This window comes from Paraburkholderia sp. RAU2J, from assembly GCF_003634845.1.
GTDB lineage: Bacteria > Pseudomonadota > Gammaproteobacteria > Burkholderiales > Burkholderiaceae > Paraburkholderia > Paraburkholderia fynbosensis.
The window spans coordinates 652808-670152 of sequence record NZ_RBXG01000002.1 but is presented as its reverse complement, the minus strand read 5'-3'; the positions used below and the strand labels follow the sequence as shown (position 1 = coordinate 670152).

Annotated in this window: 15 protein-coding genes and 2 pseudogenes; 8 read left to right on the top strand and 9 right to left on the bottom strand. The window is 59.0% G+C overall.

Translation table 11 applies throughout. The features are described 5' to 3' along the window. Window positions 1–5 precede the first annotated feature (5 nt). Genes B0G69_RS20455 through B0G69_RS20445 form a run of 3 tightly spaced genes read right to left on the bottom strand, consistent with a single transcriptional unit; the run spans window position 6 to window position 3766 of the window. Window positions 6–1433 (bottom strand): peptidase dimerization domain-containing protein, encoded by a 1428-nt coding sequence (locus tag B0G69_RS20455; RefSeq protein ID WP_121323789.1) that lies wholly within the window; start codon window positions 1431–1433, stop codon window positions 6–8. 11 nt (window positions 1434–1444) lie between these two features. Next, complete coding sequence (locus B0G69_RS20450) at window positions 1445–3022, bottom strand: amino acid ABC transporter permease/ATP-binding protein (protein ID WP_121320490.1); 1578 nt, start codon at window positions 3020–3022, stop codon at window positions 1445–1447. A gap of 51 nt (window positions 3023–3073) precedes the next feature. Further along, window positions 3074–3766: a transporter substrate-binding domain-containing protein gene (locus B0G69_RS20445; RefSeq protein WP_199731297.1), complete on the bottom strand. Its 693-nt coding sequence runs from the start codon at window positions 3764–3766 to the stop codon at window positions 3074–3076. Here B0G69_RS20445 and B0G69_RS41650 point away from each other — a divergent pair. Beyond that, on the top strand, window positions 3756–3974 hold the full coding sequence (locus tag B0G69_RS41650) for a hypothetical protein (RefSeq protein WP_206751804.1): 219 nt from the start codon (window positions 3756–3758) through the stop codon (window positions 3972–3974). The two genes, B0G69_RS20445 and B0G69_RS41650, sit on opposite strands and share 11 nt — an antisense overlap. A gap of 393 nt (window positions 3975–4367) precedes the next feature. Further along, window positions 4368–5597 (top strand): annotated as a pseudogene (locus tag B0G69_RS20440) (IS5 family transposase). 544 nt (window positions 5598–6141) lie between these two features. On the opposite strand, the gene B0G69_RS20430 reads toward B0G69_RS20440, so the two are convergent. Continuing rightward, on the bottom strand, window positions 6142–7044 hold the full coding sequence (locus B0G69_RS20430; protein ID WP_121320486.1) for an AraC family transcriptional regulator: 903 nt from the start codon (window positions 7042–7044) through the stop codon (window positions 6142–6144). Between the two features lie 174 nt (window positions 7045–7218). On the opposite strand from B0G69_RS20430, the gene B0G69_RS20425 reads away from it, so the two are divergent. Further along, a complete protein-coding gene (locus B0G69_RS20425; protein ID WP_121320484.1) occupies window positions 7219–8982 on the top strand; it encodes a tannase/feruloyl esterase family alpha/beta hydrolase in 1764 nt (587 codons plus the stop codon). Window positions 8983–9191: 209 nt separating this feature from the next. Here the strand turns inward: B0G69_RS20425 and B0G69_RS20420 are convergent, their stop codons facing one another. Further along, entirely contained in the window at window positions 9192–9743 is a 552-nt protein-coding gene (locus B0G69_RS20420) for a TetR/AcrR family transcriptional regulator (RefSeq protein ID WP_121320482.1), read from the bottom strand. A gap of 246 nt (window positions 9744–9989) precedes the next feature. On the opposite strand from B0G69_RS20420, the gene B0G69_RS20415 reads away from it, so the two are divergent. The 3 genes from B0G69_RS20415 to B0G69_RS20405 all read left to right on the top strand — a co-directional run bounded on the left by B0G69_RS20415 (window position 9990) and on the right by B0G69_RS20405 (window position 11870). Beyond that, complete coding sequence (locus B0G69_RS20415; protein ID WP_121320480.1) at window positions 9990–10583, top strand: cysteine hydrolase; 594 nt, start codon at window positions 9990–9992, stop codon at window positions 10581–10583. A 34-nt stretch (window positions 10584–10617) separates the two neighbouring features. Next, on the top strand, window positions 10618–11460 hold the full coding sequence (locus tag B0G69_RS20410) for a hypothetical protein (RefSeq protein ID WP_241991406.1): 843 nt from the start codon (window positions 10618–10620) through the stop codon (window positions 11458–11460). A gap of 113 nt (window positions 11461–11573) precedes the next feature. Beyond that, window positions 11574–11870 carry a YdhR family protein gene (locus B0G69_RS20405; RefSeq protein WP_121320478.1) on the top strand — a complete coding sequence of 99 codons (297 nt, stop codon included), beginning with the start codon at window positions 11574–11576 and terminating at the stop codon, window positions 11868–11870. A 38-nt stretch (window positions 11871–11908) separates the two neighbouring features. On the opposite strand, the gene B0G69_RS20400 is transcribed toward B0G69_RS20405, so the two are convergent. The 3 genes from B0G69_RS20400 to B0G69_RS20390 all read right to left on the bottom strand — a co-directional run bounded on the left by B0G69_RS20400 (window position 11909) and on the right by B0G69_RS20390 (window position 13951). Next, window positions 11909–12577, bottom strand: a complete 669-nt coding sequence (locus B0G69_RS20400; protein ID WP_121320476.1) for a response regulator transcription factor — start codon at window positions 12575–12577, stop codon at window positions 11909–11911. Window positions 12578–12595: 18 nt separating this feature from the next. Continuing rightward, window positions 12596–13501 (bottom strand): trypsin-like peptidase domain-containing protein, encoded by a 906-nt coding sequence (locus B0G69_RS20395; RefSeq protein WP_121320474.1) that lies wholly within the window; start codon window positions 13499–13501, stop codon window positions 12596–12598. 240 nt (window positions 13502–13741) lie between these two features. Further along, complete coding sequence (locus B0G69_RS20390) at window positions 13742–13951, bottom strand: hypothetical protein (RefSeq protein ID WP_121320472.1); 210 nt, start codon at window positions 13949–13951, stop codon at window positions 13742–13744. A 163-nt stretch (window positions 13952–14114) separates the two neighbouring features. Here B0G69_RS20390 and B0G69_RS20385 point away from each other — a divergent pair, with 163 nt between their 5' ends. Continuing rightward, window positions 14115–14537, top strand: coding sequence for an ACT domain-containing protein (locus tag B0G69_RS20385; protein ID WP_121323787.1), 423 nt, complete (start codon window positions 14115–14117; stop codon window positions 14535–14537). Window positions 14538–15431: 894 nt separating this feature from the next. Here the strand turns inward: B0G69_RS20385 and B0G69_RS20375 are convergent. After that, window positions 15432–16775, bottom strand: coding sequence for an alkaline phosphatase family protein (locus B0G69_RS20375; protein ID WP_121320470.1), 1344 nt, complete (start codon window positions 16773–16775; stop codon window positions 15432–15434). Window positions 16776–17027: 252 nt separating this feature from the next. Here B0G69_RS20375 and B0G69_RS20370 point away from each other — a divergent pair. Then, a pseudogene (locus B0G69_RS20370) lies at window positions 17028–17294 on the top strand (FAD-binding oxidoreductase); the annotation flags it as partial. Between the last annotated feature and the right edge of the window lie 51 nt (window positions 17295–17345).

Here is a 17345-nt window from a genome sequence, read left to right as displayed (position 1 = left end):
CGCGCTTATCGATTCGATGGCAGCGTAGCCAGTCCTTGCGAGGCCTCGCCTTCCGTCCACGTGCCGTTCCAGAACGACTGCGGACTCTGCGTCAACGTCGTCCACGCGCCCAACCGCGGCGCACAAATATGCTTGCCCTCGATCCTTGACATGAGTTCCGACTTCGCATCGTTGATGAGGCGCGGCTCGCTCAGCAATCTCACCGCTGCGAGCGCGATCGCCTTCGACGCCATGTGCGGACCTGCTCGGCTCGCCGTATGACCCGACAATGCTGTCCAACTCCAGTGATGGATCGGAACCTGCTTCGGATAGGCCCAGTTCACGCGGCCGAGCGGAATGCGCCAGCTCACCTCGCCGTCGTCCTGGCTGTAGTAGTCCTGTCCCTCGTCATAGAGCCGAATCGTCTCATCGAGTTCGAACGGCTGCGCGGGCGCGCATTGCTCCGCCAGTTGCTGCATCCAGTCCTTGTCGGCATCTGACCACTTTGGCGGTCCCACATCGCTCAGGCTGTCGAAGAGCACGTTCGCGAGCGTGTCGTTCGCAAGATAGCCCCGGCATGTCGAAATCGGCAGATGCCGCCAGTCGAGGCCACACCGCTCCGCCACCTTCCTGCATAGATCGACGACCGCGTCATACACGTCCATCGCGCGTTCCACGTCCAGATGACGAATCGAGAAGTACAGCCTCACGTCATCGGGCACAACGCCGGCGATTTTCATGTCGCCGCGAATGATGTGCTTAATCGGCACATCGGGATATCGCTCCTTGAAGTCGCGGAGTGCGAACAGCGCTTCCTCTGCACCCGCGAGCGCATTTACCTTGCCCGAGTAACCGCCGTGACTGCTTTGTCCGACAAACACGAACTCTCCCGTCGCCATCGCCTGACAGGGACGCGAGATCGCGCCGTTCTGGTAATCGCCGTGCGACGTCAGCAAGGCATCGCAGTCTTCGAATGCGCCTTTGACGAACAATGCGACCTTGCCCCACAGCAGTTCTTCAGCAGGGCACCCGATCACCTTGATCTCGCCACCGATGCCCAGCGCTTGCGCACTGCGGACTGCCGCAATGGCGGCGCCGGTGTTCGCCGGCCCGATGTGATTGTGTCCGCACGCATGGCCCGCTTCCGACGGCGGTTCGCTGCGCGTGTGGCATGCGCAGTTGCCGAGCCCCGGCAGCGCATCATATTCCGCGAGGATGCCGACGCACGGGCCTACACCGATCCGCTTTCTGGCCACAAACGCCGTGGGAATGCCGAACGCGCCAGGTTCCACGCTGAAACCTTCCGCTTTGAGCCACGCGGTCAGCGCCTCAACTGCACCGAATTCCATGCACGGCAGTTCCGGTGTGTTCCAGAGCACATCGAAGCCGTCTTCGATCCGCGGCCTGATCGCGTCCCAGTGCGACTCGACGTCGCTGAGTTGAATTCGTTTCATCGTCTTGTGGATCATTGCGCGCGGGCGCTGAGAGTGGTGTTGAACGATCGTCGGTCTCCGACGACATCGTGATTCAAGGGTTCCGGCTCGCTGATGCCGATGAAACGTCGCACGCGCTCCGCATCGGGATGCGAACGGATGACAGCGGGCGACGCATGCAGACGCACTTCGCCGTTCTCCATGAACGCGATGCGATCCGAAATCGACATCGCGAACTTCATTTCGTGGGTGACGATGATCATCGTCATATGCTCAAGCGCCAGTTCGGAGATGACCTGAAGCACGTCGTCGACGAGTTCCGGGTCGAGCGCCGAGGTCGGTTCGTCGAAGAGCATGATGTCGGGTTCCATTGCAAGCGCCCGCGCAATCGCGACCCGCTGCTGCTGACCGCCCGATAACTGATGCGGATACTTCTGCGCATGGGCCAGCAGGCCGACCTTGTCGAGTAGACCGAGGCCGATGTTGCGCAGTTCGGCCGTCGAGCCGCGCCGATGGTAGTGCGGCGCCATCAGCACGTTATCGAGGATGGTTTTATGCGGAAACAGATTGAAGCCCTGAAAGACCATCCCGATGCGACGTCGCGCCTGCCACACCCGCTCCGGATCGGCGCGCGCCGATGCATCGATGCACGCCTGACCGAATAGATGGATCGCGCCATGGTCGATCCTTTCGAGTCCGTTGATCGTGCGGATGAGCGAAGTCTTGCCGGAGCCGGACGGCCCGATGATCGACAGCACTTCGCCCGCTGCCACATCGAGGTCGATGCCCTTCAGCACTTCGTGGCCGCCGTAGGCTTTGCGCACATCCTTCAGGATCAACGCACCTTGGCCGCTGACACGCATTGCGCCCACTTCTTTCGGCACGAGACCTTCGCGCATGGACATCAGCTCGTCTCCAGTGATCGTCTCGGGACGGCGGCGTGTGAGATCGAGCCAGTGTTCGAGCTGCTTGAGCAACCAGCCGAAAACGGTCACGATCATCACGTAATAGACGCCGATCGCGAGCAGCGTTTCGAGCACGAGGAAGTTCTGCGAATACATGCGCTGACCGACCATCAGCAATTCGGCAAGCGAAATCACGGATGCAAGTGAGGTGAGCTTGATGCACGTGATGAACTCATTGACGAGCGTGGGCAAAGAGATCCAGAACGCCTGCGGAATTACCACGAGCCGTTGCAGGCCCAAGCGGCGCAGCCCGAGCGCCGTCGCGGCTTCCAGTTGCCCCTTGCCGACCGAAAGCAGTCCGCCGCGATGAATCTCCGCCATATACGCAGCCTCGGTCACGACGAGCGACAAAAACGCGGAGAAGAACGGATGCGACAGCGCCGGCCCCATCGACGGGAAAAGCTGCGGCAGGTTGAACACGAACACCATCACGACGAGCAAGGGCACGCTGCGGAAGAACCACACGTATGCGGTCGCGGACTTAGTGAGCCACGGCTTCTTCGACAGCTTCGCCAGTGCAATCGGATAGCCCGCGACCATGCTGACGACCCAGGAGAGCACACCCAACTCGATGACGGTCAGGCACGCTTCCCAGAACATCCGGTCAGCGAACAACGAAAGGAAATACGGAAGATCGAACTGCATGGTCGCCTCGACTCGTTACGATTGCGCCGCGTGATACAAAAATGCGGAAGATCAGGGAAGCTGCGACGGAGGAAGCAGGCTGTACTTCGCCAGGATCTGACCGAACTCTCCGCTTTTCTTCAGCTTCGCAAGCGCATCGTTGAGGCTTGCGGTGAGCGCCGCATTACTTTTCTTCGTATAGATGCCGAGCAATACCGGGTTGATGAGGTTCGGCGAGGACACCGCCACGCGTCCCGACGATTTCGCCGCGAGCGCGTGCGCGGCAGGTGCGACTTCTAATTGCGCCTGCACGTTGTTCGACATCAAAGCCTGAAATGCCTCGGGTGCGGACGGGAATGAACTCACGGCGATCGCGCCCTTGCCATTGGACTTGCAATAGCCATCCGACACGCCTGCGAGCGTCGATGCCCATACGTTGCCCTGCTCGACACCGACCCTCATGCCGCAAAGGTCCTGAAGCGTCGCGGGCTTCGTCGCCGCGCCCGAAGGCACCAGTATTGCGCCGCCAGTTGTCGCGTAGGCGATCGCATTCGCCTGCGCCGTGCGCTCCGGCTTGATGAACATCGCGGAGATGACGGCATCGAAGTGACCCGCGTTGAGGCCGAGGATCAGGTTTGGAAAGCGCGTGTCGGCGAACTCAACTCTAAGGCCCATTTCCTTGGCCAATGCACGCGCGATGTCCGCATCCGCGCCGACCACGTCGTTGCCCGAATATGATTCAAACGGAGGATAGGTGATCTCCATGCCGATTCTTAGAACGTTCGGTGCGACCGTGACGCCTGAGTTCGCCGCCGGCTCATCGGCATTTGCGGCGCTCGTGAAAAGCAAGGCAAGGGCTAAGCCCGTAACGCACAGGAGTTTCATTGGCTTTCCTTCGAGACGTTTCGTGGAATGGAACATTCAATGGAGCCATGATGTCGCGCTATTGCGCGCAGAAAAATATCAACCATAAAAAGCTTTAGTTCAGAAATTCATGAACTAAAGGCACCTCAAGGTGCTTAGGCAAACGTGGGAGGCGCGCTTAATCGCCCGGCCGTGGTGCACATCCGGTGCCCTCCAGTGCGTGCGTTCACTAGTAAAGAGCAAGGTCTTACTGCGCTCCGGGCTAGGACCGGCGTCGTGCCCGCGTGCCGCACGCTCTGCTGCACGACGTTCTTCATGGCGAAAGCAGCGGAGCCAGCGAACGACTTGGGCTGAGCGTCCATGACGATCCGCGCGACGAATACAGCCGCATGAATCCGCGAAGAGCCCTATGCAGCAAGGGATTAGAGCGGAAAGTTGTTGTTGGATTTGCAGGATCCTGGCAGATTATGGGTGGTTTCCTGCAAATTCTGTCGAGGTCTGGATGGGTCCGAAGACGGCAGTGAGCGAAGGCGATTTGTTCCGGCATCCTCTGCGCGAGCAGATCAATCTGAAGCATCCGCTGGTGCATCTGGCCGATCTGATCAACTGGGATGGATTGAATGCTTCGATGAGCGCGAGCTTCGTCTCACACAAAAGGTCGGCCGGCCACATCACCGAGGCTGATTGCTGGTTTGTTGTGTTTCCAGCATGCGTTCGATCTGTCGGACGAGGAAGTGGTCTGGCAATGGGTCTGGGCGAAGCCGGAGTCGAAGAACTGCTGGCCACGACGATCGAAGCGGCGAAGCGCGCGGGCGTGATCAAGGCCTCAAGTGCAAAGCGCCTAATCGTTGACACGACGTTCATGCAAAAGGCGATCGCCCATCCAACCGATTCGCGTCTGCTTGAGCGGTGTCGCGAACATCTGGTGAAGGCAGCGGCACGGCAAGAATTGAAGCTTCGGCAGAATCACAATCGCGAGGTGCCGCACCTGGCACGTCAAATTGGCCGCTACGCGCATGCGAAGCAGTACAAGCGCATGAAGAAGGCGCTTCGCACGTTGCGCTCGCGCGTTGCGCGGGTGATGCGTGATGTGGAGCGTCAGCTTGATTCAGTCGCCGACACTGGGCGCATCGCGCTGCAGGAGTTGATCGGTCGCACGAGGCGGATCCTGTCGCACAAGCAGAAGGACAAAAACAAGCTGTACGCACTGCATGCGCCAGAAGTCGATTGCTTGACGAAAGGCAAGGCTCGCACACCCTACGAATTCGGTGTGAAAGTGTCGATCACGACGACACACAAGGAAGGGCTTGTGGTTGGCGCCCGCTCGATGCCGGGTAACCCATACGACGGTCACACGCTGGCTGAAGCGTTGGAGCAGGCGGCGATCCTGAGCGACGTGAAGCCCGAAGTCGCCATCGTGGATCGCGGTTACAAGGGTCTCGCTATCGAGGGAGTGAAGATCTATCACCCGGGATTGCGGCGCGGTATCACGCGCCAGCTGCGCGCAATGATCCGACGACGAAGCGCAATCGAGCCTGCCATTGGTCACATGAAGACGGACGGTAAGCTCGATCGAAACTGGCTCAAAGGCGCGCTCGGTGATGCGATTCACGCTGTGCTGTGTGGTGCCGGCCACAACCTGCGCATGATCCTCAGAAAGCTGCGGCCTTTTTGCATCCTTGTTCTGTTCGCTTTGCTCAACCGCTCGACCACTGTCGTCTTCAAGGCATGAGGGCTAGCGCCGCGCAAAACGAATTATTCAGGCCGGACTGAATATCGAAAAGCCCTCTTTGACGACTTCGCTGCTCGCACTGCTGAAATACATCGCGGTTCCTCGTCAGCACGACCCGCAGGATATTGCACAGCGTATGCACGCCCACGGCAAACGCGATAAAACGGTCTAGGGGCCGCTCGCGCAATGTCGGCAAGGGATTGAGTGCACGGAAGTCGCTGACGGCCCTAGCAGCCGTCTACAATTGGATTTTCGGGAGGATTTATGGACGGTCGAAACGTTGCGCCGGGGCTGACGGTCTGGTTCTCTACGTCTATCGCTGCGCCGCGTGTGGTTATCGCGGCCAGCTGCATTTTCCTGACGACACGCACGAAGGCGAAGCGGTCTGCGCATCATGCGGTGGGGCGGCTTCGCTTGAGTGGGATGGTGGTGTGACGTTCGCGCCGATGAAAGAGTAGTTCGACGGCCACAGCAGAAACAAAAACGCGAGCCGCCATGTTACGGACGCTCGCGCCTGGATGCAGCCGGTGAAGCAGTTATCTCTTTATCCGTTTTTCGCCAATTTTCGGTATTGGCCGGGGGTTAGCTTCACCTCGCGCGCGAATGAATTTCCGAAATGGCTCTGGCTGCTGAATCCGCACCGCAGGGAAATCTCAACTAGCGATAGCTTCGACGTAGCGAGGAGCCGCTTCGCGGCCATTAGGCGTCTCTGTGTGATGTATTTGTGGGGCGGTAATGTCGTGGCAGCCTTGAATGCGCGCGCAAAGCAATACAGGCTCATGCCGGTTATTTCAGCAAGCTCCTGAAGGTGGATAGCGCGCTCAAGATTACTTTCGACATAGTCTTGTACCGACCGAAGCTGCGTTATGCCGACGGCTGGAGCAGCCGGCTCGATATCGACTTGGCCGAACCTACGGCAGAGTTGCGCGGCAAGCGTCAGGACGAGATTTTCGCCGTATGCGGGCCCTTGGGGACAGTCGGCAACTGCGTCCTGGAGAAGTGCGAGGACAAGATGGTGTATGAGCCCATCTGTGGCCGCAATACAGGGTCTTAGTTGCAGCCGATCCAATGACGTAGAGCCAAGAATCGCAGCATCAAACAACGTTCGGTTGATTCCAACGATAATTCCGTCCCACCCGCTGTACCTCACAGCACGATACGGCAACTGGGCCGGAAACAGGGCAAACTGCCCACCGTCGCAGCGCCGACGCAGCATTGGATTTCCCGCCCAGGCGATCTCGTAGTCCGCTGCTTGTCCGAGGTTCAGTGCTATGACGTGATCGTGCAGTATGGTTTCATCTAAAGCCTCCGCTTTGCCTGTATGCTGCCAACGTTCAAAGACGATTCCATTCCACGCGCCGGGACTGCACAATGTCAGCCCTTGCGAATGGAATGCTTCGGTCTTTCCGGTCTCAACGTCGAAGCGACGCAATTTCGAGGTGTTCATGTTCGCATTCAACGCTGATAATCTGACCAGAAACTTACACCTTCGGTCGGTGTTTACCACGACGATATCAACAGCAAGATTGTGCCAATCTGCAAGTTTTTGAGAGATAACTAACGACGCTTTGTCTCCTAATGCCCGAAGCGGCTATGACCGCTCACTACAAGGAGACATGCTATGAAATGCCCAAATCACCGTACGAATTGGCGACGCCCGCTTTGCGTCCTGACACAAATAGCGTCCTTTTCTTTTATCGCCACGGCGCTAAGCGGATGTCACGGCGGTGATGATGATTTAGAGCCCCCATCAGTGATCGCGCAGACGTGTACCGCGAAGAGCATTTCGGCACTCAACGTCTCCAACGTTACAATAACTGCGGCGACGGCGATTCCTGCGTCCGGCGCACTGCCCGCACATTGTCAAGTTACGGGCAGTGTCGTGACGGAAGGAGATGGCGGTCCTCAAGGGCATGCGAATTTCGCGGTCTATCTCCCTACAAAGTGGAATCAGAAATTCCTCTTCAACGGTAATGCTGGCTTCGACGGAAATGTCCAGCCAGCATCGGCTGAACAGTTGAGCAAGGGTTACGCCACTGCAGCTGGCGACGCGGGCCACCTGGGTAACGGCGCTGGCTTCGTCGGTAACCTCGACAGCAGTTTTGCGGTCTCGTCTGACGGAACGCGCAACGACGCAACTGTCACGGACTATTTCTATCGGGCGAATCACCAAGTGAGTGTCGCTGCGAAGCAGATCGTTCGCGGGTATTATGGGTCGCACGAACGTTTCTCGTACATGCAGGGCTGTTCTGGCGGGGGTCGAGAAGGACTGATGGCGGCAAGCGTCTATCCAGACGACTACGACGGGATCGTAGCGGGAAATGCATACAGCAGCCAGGCGGCAACGAGTATTTGGAATGTTCGCAATTTCAAGGCTTTCCTGGCAGCGCCGATTTCAAACGACAAGTTTGACGCCATCAACGCCGCGGTTCTCAAGCAATGCGACGCGGCTGACGGGGTAAGCGATGGGCTCATTCAAAACCCCTCGGCATGTAACTTCGATGCGACCTCCCTTGTCAGCGATGGAACATTAACCGCAGCCCAAGCAGCAGCTCTTAACGACTATTTCACAGCGGTGAAAGACGACGCCGGAAATGTTATTGCTCACGGCGGTTCGGTGTCTGGCTTAAACGTCATCTCGCCAAGCTCCAACGGACCAAGCTCCAACATTCTGGGACTTGGCGCACACACCGCTAACGATCTGGTTGTTGCGAATGCGAACAGCTACCTCCCCTGGTCGGGCGGTTCCATAACAACCCAGCCGGTGGATTGGCAACTCGCCTATGGAGTTGTAGCGATGTTGGGTTTCCATCAGCCGACCTTCAATATGACTAACCCTGCTTTCATCAATGGGAACGTAATCAACTCTGCTGTCAGCCAACAATTGTTCTCCGCAGTACAAGGTGGATCGCTGACGAATCCGTCTCAACTCGCCAGCTTCATTGATAAGGGAAAGAAGCTAATCATCTACGATGGCTTCGCTGATGCTGTCTTGAACCCTTTCGATAAGGTCGATATCTACAAGAGTCTTGCAGGTGCAAACGGGGGGTACGAAAATTTGAAGAAGACCGTTCGTTTTTTCCCCGTACCGGAGATGCAGCACTGCGTAGGCGGCTCTGGTCCAAACAGCTTTGACGCGCTTACCGCCCTCGATCAATGGGTGGAGGGCGGAAAAGCGCCCGACAGCATTCTGGCGACCAAGTATGCGAACGATGACCCGGCTGCGAGCGTTCAAAGGACAATGCCCCTTTGTCCTTTCCCCGCAAAGGCTGCCTACTCGGGGTCAGGCAACGTCAATGACGCAGCAAACTGGTCTTGCCCTTCCCTTGATCAATCCCTATTGCATCTGGGTCCGAACGGGGTGCGGGCGGGCCTGAGTCAGTAGCAAATGCAGCCAGCGGCCGGTTTTTTTGCGGGGGCTGGGGGCTCCGCAGAATCTACGGCTGCTGCGCAAAGCTTGGAACAACAGGAGGTTGTGCGCGGAGCCCGTTCAGCGATCCGAACAACGCATCTCGTTTCGTGGTGAGCCGGGTGCGACATATGTTTTTAAAGTGGTATGACGTTCCACATGCCGTGCGGGATGAGTGCCTTCAATCACGTTCTCTCGTAAGGGGCGAGCTTGTGAGCAAGGTAAAGCCGGTTCATTAAGCGCAACTCGTCAGGCCCGCCAAGGCTCGACGGGGCAGATCGGTCAAGCGTCATGGCGACCATCGTCTTCATATTGTTGAGCAAGACGACAGCAATATCCCCGACACTGTCTTCCGGCAGGGTAGGCGCCCTGAGTTGTAGGGTATGGGCGATACGTTTGAGCGTTTTCTTGCGATATTCAAGGCGCTTGCCTGCCCATTCCGAACGGGCGTCCAGCAAGGCGACCAGCGCCCTGGTTTCGTCATAAATCTCCGCGATGGAGTTCACCAGCCGATCTGCCAGTTCATGGAGCGGCATGACGCTGGCGCGTGCATCGATTTCTGCACACTGTACTTCGCGCAGTTCGTCGTAGCGCTGCATCAACGCGTCGGCGAGAAGCTCCTTGTTCGGGAAGAAACGATAGAGCGAACCTACTTTCGTGTCGGCGCGTTCCGCTATCTCGGCCATCGTTGCGGCTTCGTAGCCGCGCTCCTGGATTACCCTGGATGCGGCTGCCATAACTGCTGCAACGCGCTCTCGGCCAACGCTGCGCTGGGGCGCGAGTGCTGGGCGATCAAGGTTCGAACGCGCGTCGGCAGATCGGTGAGTTTTTTTCTCGGGGCGTGAAGACATGCCTGAAGTTTGCCAGTTCGGGCCACTGTCGGCCAGACAACGTTATTTGAGTATAGACTCAAATAACGTTATGCTTGCCCCTGTTTGCTAGTCAAGTTCCCCGTCCATCCAAGCTTTTACTGCGGAATAAACATGACCAACCCCCTTCTTGTCGACCCCAGCAAATCTGCCCTGCTAGTGATGGATTACCAGATAGACCCCCTTGGAAAGTTCATGGCGCCCACCGATTCCAGTGAGGTCCTGTCGCTTATGCCGAAATTGCTCGCTGCCGCGCGGTCTGCTGGCATGCTGGTCATTTATGTCGTTGTTTCTTTTCGTCCTGGCTATCCCGAAGTCAGCCCGCGCAACTCGATATTTTCTTTCATTGCCAAAAATGGGCTTCTCCAGGCTGGCAGTCCGGGGGCGCAAATCCACCCCGCTGTTGCTCCGGTCGAAGGTGAGGCAGTTGTTATCAAACATCGTATCGGGGCTTTCAGCGGAACCGATCTCCAGACCATTTTGCAATCGCAAGCGATTGAAACCCTTGTGGTCGCAGGTGTACATACCAGTGGTGTTGTCCTTTCGACCCTTCGTCAAGCATTTGACCTCGATTACCAGGTCGTCGTAGCGGGCGATTGCTGCGCCGATCCCGACCGAGAGGCGCACGATATGCTTCTGAACCGGGTATTCCCCAAACAGGCGACCGTCACCTCGGCTGCTTCGCTCTGCGACGCAATACGGACTTGACCTTGCCGATTCGAGGTGGGGCTCGTCCAGCGCAATGTGGCTCGAAGAGCTCGGCTACCGACCTCCCGTCAGCGAGAAGGTCGAGGTCGGCATCGGCTACACCACCCGGACCTATCGACGTCGGCCGACTGATCTTGACGGCAAGCTCGGCATCATCGTCGCGGGGAGTGAGCCGAACTGGCGCAACGGCGTCATGCTCGCACAGGAGAGCGACAGCTGGATCGTCAGTACCGGGGGGGTTCTCGGCGACGAGGCACCCGACAACGATGAGGGCTTTCTCGCGTATCTGGCGACGCTGCCGACCATGGAAATCCATGACATTGTCGCCACAGCGGAGCCGTTGAGCGGCTACAGGCGCTACCGCTACGTCTACAGTCTGCGCCGCCGGTACGAGACGCTTGCACGCTTTCCCGGGAATTACCTGGTTTTCGGTGACGCTATCTGCAGCTTCAACCCGGTCTACGGACAGGGCATGACGGTCGCGGCGCAAGAGGCGCTGACGCTGCAGCGGTGTCTGCGTTGCGCGGGCTCGAACGAGCTTGCGCGGCGGTTCTTCAGGCAGGCCGCTAAAATCGTCGACATAGCGTGGGACATCGCGGTTGGCAACGACCTTCGCAATCCGCTCGTCAAGGGCCCGCGGCCGCCGATGCTGCGTTTCATCAACTGGTACATCGGCTGGCTTCACGTTGCCGCAACCCGCGACAGCACGCTGGCAACCGCGTTTCTGAAGGTAGTCAACCTGATGGTCCCGCCGCCGTCGCTGCTGAGCCCGGCCATTGCCTGGCGTGTCTGGCGAGGCAACCGGAGGTCTGCGCTACCGCTTTCTCGCCCGCAATCGAGCGAGCCGCCTGACAACAAGCGTATTGAACTGACGTAACCCAGCTAAGCGCGGCCACACATGTATTCGCGAGTCCAAGCGCGTGCAGTTCCCGTCGAGACGGACTCTTCCGTCGAAGCTAATGTTGATAACAGCCTCCAAAGGAGTACGACATGATCGGTGTATTCGTTACGTTTCGCTATGGTGACAATTTCGATGAACGAGCCGTGCGGACGATTGCTGAGACTGCACGTGCGAAGTTTGAAGGAATGCCAGGGCTACGTTCAAAGGCTTTCACGCTCAATTCCGCCAAGCGTGAAGCCACGAACTTCTACGTTTGGGAATCAGAGGACGCAGCCAAGGCGTTCTTCACCGATGAACTGCTCGACCGGGTAAGCGGTCTCTACGGTGTACGCCCTGATGTCGAGTTCGTGCAGATTGCCGCGTTGGTGGAAAACGTTCGAGCATGACGTCGTCTGGTGTCGTGGGTAGAGAAACGCGAGCTTGTCTACACCATGATGAATCCGTGCCGCATGCCGAGCATCACCGCTTCGGTGCGGTTGGTCGCACCGAGTTTGCCGAAGATTGACGAGAGGTGAAATTTCACCGTGTTGTCCGAGATGTCGAGGTGCCGCGCGATCTCCTTGTTGCCGAGTCCGTCGGCGAGCATCGCCAGCACTTCGATCTCTCGTAACGTCAAGGCTTCGAACGGTTCGCCGGATCCCTTCTGGCGCGACGGTCTTGTTTCGGCCAATAGCCTTGCGAGGACGTCGGGCGTCAGCACGCAAAGGCCTGCGGCGACGGCTTCGATGGACACGACGATTTCAGCCGGCATCGCGTTGCGCGGCAGGATAGCCACCGCATCGGCGGGCAACGCATCGAGGATCCAGTCGCTGTCCGGGTCGTCGCTCAACAGGACGAGCGACGGTGACGCGGGCGAGAGTTCGAGTAGAGTCCTGAGCGCATCGCTCGCCTCCGGCGCGATGTCGGTGACGACCACATCCGGCACCGATCCGGCGAGGCAATCGACGAGCTTTTGGACGTCGGGCGCGCTACCCAGGAACTCAAGTGCCGGGTTCTCCTCGACAAGCGCTTGCAGGCTTGCGCGCTCTTGCCACGATGCCGCAATCACTACGACCCGTAAAGGCGCCCTCCGTATCGTCTGTCCATCCGACATTTGGTCGCTTCCCGGACGTCACCTGCATGAGTTCCGTTGGGGCCGTTCGCCCATCGTTACCGAACACGCGTGGCGTTCGCCGCCTCGGATCAAGGCGATGTGCAACTGCTGCCCAATGCTTGCGGAGCCCAGCGCCGCACTCACGTCACCCATGTCGCGGCAAGGCTTGCCGTCCAGTTCGATCAGTACATCGCCTATCAGCACGCCCGCCTGCTCCGCAGGGCCGCCCGGCGCAAGCGAATTGATCAGCAATCCACTGCTGAACGACAGGTTCATTTTATTGACCCAAGCGTCCGGCAGGTCGACCCGCTGCGTGCCGACACCGAGGTAGCCCCGCGAGACGCGCCCTTTAGCCAACAGTTCATCGGTGACGCGCTCCACGGTCATCCCCGGAATCACGATGCCGGCGCCGCGCATCAGTGCCGAGGTGCAGATGCCGATGACCTGCCCACGCATGTCCGCGAGGGCCGCCCCGGAGAAGCCCGGGCGCAGACCGCCGTCCAGTCGCACGAACGCATCGAGTTGTCCGCCTTTCCACGTGCGCCAAGGACCACCTATGCTGCCGATCACGCCAAAATCAGCGCTGACGCCGGAATCGTCCGCACGTGCGACGGCGAGCGCAAGATGACCCGGCTTCAGTGAGTGGGCGTCGCCAGAACCGATCGGGTCGAGGTCCACGTCGTCCAGTTTCAGCACGCCGACGTCGGACCCCAGATCCAGCCCCGCGAGGACTGCGGCGACCGTACGGCCGTCGGTCAATGTGACTTCGATGCCATCCTCACGCCTGAGCGTGTGTGCAGCCGTCACGACGACGCCACGTCGCCAGATTACGCCACTCGACGGCATGCGATGTCGGCCGTGTACTGCGACGACACTGCGCCCGACTCGCGCGACGATGTCTGCCAGATTGTCCGAGAGATCCATCAAAGGATTTCCGCTCGAGGATGTGGTTTCCATTTCAAGCCCCCTGTCAATTGCGTGCGTCCTGCCAGTGCTTCGCGTCGACTTTGCTCGCCTGTCCAGCTAGCGTTATGACGACGGGTTCACAATGACAGAACGACGGGGGGCGCACACCACCCAAATGGGTAGCCGGGTGGATGCAGCGCGGACTTCACGATGCAACGAGTCTGCTTTGCGACCAGCACGTCCCTGATCAAACTGCGGTTAGCGCCGCCCGCTACGGCCCCATACATAGCGAACCCACCGCTGCCAGCGGCTTTGCGGCGGGGCGGGCGCGTGGCGCGCAGTCTGCGCTTCGCAGTCGCGCTGGACGGACTTCTGCACCTGTTCGTGGATCTGCCTCAAACTCATGCCGCCTGGGCCTTTCAGTTTGTCGGGATCGGTAGCAGGATCGACATCGGGATCGTCTGTCATGAGAGTCGCCTGTTTGTGATGAGGCGACTTGATCTTGATACAGATGCTCAGTCGCAGCAAGTTGGACGCGGATCGCCGACCGGCGCGTAGTCCGACAGTCCTTGCCCGCATGCCGTTCGTGAAGTAGATTTTTCTTATGAGGTTCGAGTCGGGAGGGACGGCCATGGAACTGAGCGTGGAACGGGTCGAGGTTTGGGCAGCTACCATCGACGATAAACCGGGAGGCCTTGCGAAGGTCTTAAGCGTCTTGCGGGATGCTGGTGTCGACTTGCAGTTCGTCGTGGCACGTCGAACGCCAGAGGCATCGGGTAAGGGAGTCGTGTTTGTCGCTCCGATACAGGGAGACAGTGCGATCCGTGCCGCCACACAGGCGGGGTTCAGCGTCACCCCGAGCCTCCACTCCATCCGTGTAATGGGTCTGGACGAGTTGGGCATCATCGCGCAATTGACCCAGATGTTGGCGGATGGGGGGATCAACCTTCGCGGCGTCTCGGCCGCTGTACTTGGCACGCAGTTCATTGCGTATCTCGCGGTCGACTCGTTGGACGATGCCGAAAAGGCGATTGACCTTCTACAAAGGGCCTGAAGTACCCGTACCGGACCGTGAACCGGCTTGGCTCTTGCTGACGAGGCAAGGGGGCCGCTCTGTCTGACACGACTGCCGTCGACCATCTCAAATCCGTTGCGACAAAGCCGAGCGGCCATTTGAATGGCGAACGAAGCGCCGGGCATGGCGGTGAATCCCGTTGCCGGTAGGAGGTCGACAGTGATGAAGACACCGGCGACCAGAAGGCGGGTGCTTTGGGCGCTCTCGCTTTGCATTATCGCGACTTGGATGGCAGTTGGCGGGGCATTGCTGTTCGAGCTGTTGGTTGTCGGCCGTGCCGTGAGCGATTTCCGCCGGGACGCGGGCCCTGGCGCAAACGGACCTCGCGCGTGGCGAGTCGGCTACGCCCGACGAGCGCATCAACCCGCCCTATCTGAAGCGGTACGGGTTGGACCGTAACGTGTACAAGGACATTCACGGAAACTTTTCGCCAACGGGTGCTGAGTGGCGCCAATGGGGGCTGCGCGTTGCTCAAAGGGGGCTTCCAGTTCACCTGGCCAAATTGGTTCGGGCCCATTCCACCGCTGCAACGGTCCATACCGGTACTAGAAACAGTCTAGTGAACTGGTCGGCCGTAGCCGCACCCATGACGGCCTGTACGTTCTTCTAGTAACCGACGGTGCTTTGAGAGCGAAGATGTTGGCATCACGCAGGCCGTGGAAAACAATCAGCTTGCCGCTAGCGTTCATGAATGGTGTCAAGTTCGTCGTGCGGCTTGCGCTGAGGAGAAAGTACCAGTAGCTATAGACGCCCTTTGACAGCACGTGCAATGTGCCCACAGATTGCAGCCGTCGGGGCGCCGTGTGGCCATGGCCGACTCCCAACGACTTATGGTCTGTCGGGCGCCGGATGTACAAGCGTGAGCCGCCGGTTCTAGCGATGCGCATACAGTGGCAGGAAAGGGTCCTTCGACCGCGGAGCCCCTTCGCTCGTGGGCCGCGGGTCACCACTCGCAGCGACGGGTGACGGGCATTGCGGGATATCCGAACGAGGCGTAGAAAGGCTCAACATCTTCGAGAAGTTGTCCGCTGCGCGCACGCGCGCCGTCAGGTTGAGCGCTCCATTGAGCCCAAGCAGCGTATCTGTTGTTTTCAGAATCGAACTGTGGTCGTACACCGAATGGTCGATGGTGCCAGCGGGAACGAAAGGAGAGACGACGATGGCCGGCACGCGTACGCCTAACCTGTCAAACGCAAAGTTGTGGGTTTTCAGGCGGCCGTTTTCGGCGGAGCCCGGCGGCTCAGCATTCGGAGGCGTCACATGGTCAAAGAAGCCACCATGCTCATCGAAGACTATGAGCAGCACGCTGCCGGACCATAGGTTAGAACCACTGACAGCGTCGTACACTTGCTTGACCAACGCTTCCCCGTTGCGAACGTCGCCGGCCGGATGCATCGAATTGCCGTTTCTGAAGTCATTCTTGGCATCGTACGTTGGCTCGATAAAAATAAATTTCTCGGTCAATGAATTATCGGCAAGCCGAGAAAGCAGCGTATCCATTCGAACGAAACGGCTGAGCAGATTTTGCATCCCGTGAATACCGCGCGTCTGTGCAACGTCGCCTTGCACGATAAGCCAGTCCGACGCCGGAAGCTTTGAGAAAACCGTGCCGTTCGGAAAAGTGAAAAGTGGTGCGTTGAAGAACACCGCTTCCACAACTTGCGCATCACTCGGAGAATGGTCGAGCCCGGACGAGGTGCCGGCCACGGCAAAGAAACGATTCGGCCACGTCGGTCCCGGCATCGATGCGAACCAGTAATCGCATACACCATACTGGCGGGCCAGGAAGTTCAGTACTGGGAGCTGGTCCGGTGTAAAGGCGTTGAAAGCGTCGGCTACGGTGTCGGAATGGTCTTCGTACGTCGCGGCAAAGCCCATCGTCGAAGTGTCCGTCGCAAATGGTGGATAGCCGCTCGGGCCGAACACGAGGGAGTCGTTACGCACGGTATCCCCACTGGCGACCTGTAGCCCGCACAGTTGGACACAGGCGTCGGTAAGTTCATGTCCCGGGTCAAAGCCGAGGGCGTAGGGCGCACCTTTGCCTAGCTGATAAGCTGTCCCGGTTCGACCGAAATTGACTATGGGCGTAGCCGGCAGTCCGTTGGCGGTTGTGGTCTCACCTCCGGGTGTGACGCCCGTCAGGTTGGACCATCCAAACACGCTGTCGTAAGAACGATTCTCAAGCATCAGAACGAAAACGTGCTGTATCGCCGCCATAGGTCGCTCCGGAATGTTATTGCCCGTGGTCGTTCATGTCGGCGGCGAGCCAATGCAGAAAGGCATTCGGGCCGCTATTGCCAGTTCGGCTTCGCCCCAACTACTGTTGAGGGCAACGAACTGGTTTATTTATATGCTGACTTCCCGAAAATTCAATGAGAATGCATCCCGTACGGGACTGCCCACTGCGTCGTATTCGGTTATCAGCGTATCGCGCTCAAAGTGCCCGCCCGCGCCCCGCGCTGAATGCGGGGCGGCACCGGGGTGCTGCGCTACGGCAAGACGCGCGTCAACGTGCTCGGCCTCGAAGTGGTGCTCGTCGACGGTACGATCTGGAACGGCTTGCGCGCACTGCACAAAGACAACACCGGACTCGATCTAAAACACCTGTTCGTTGGCACCGAAGGCACGCTTGGGATCATCACGGCGGCCACGTTGAAGCTGCATCCGCTGCCCACGCACCACGCGCTCGCATGGTTTGCGCCTGTCATCGATCCCGCAGCCGCACTACGCATTCTAGCGTCGGCCACTTCGCGCTCAAGCTCTTCGCCGCGCTGTGCGAAAACCGCT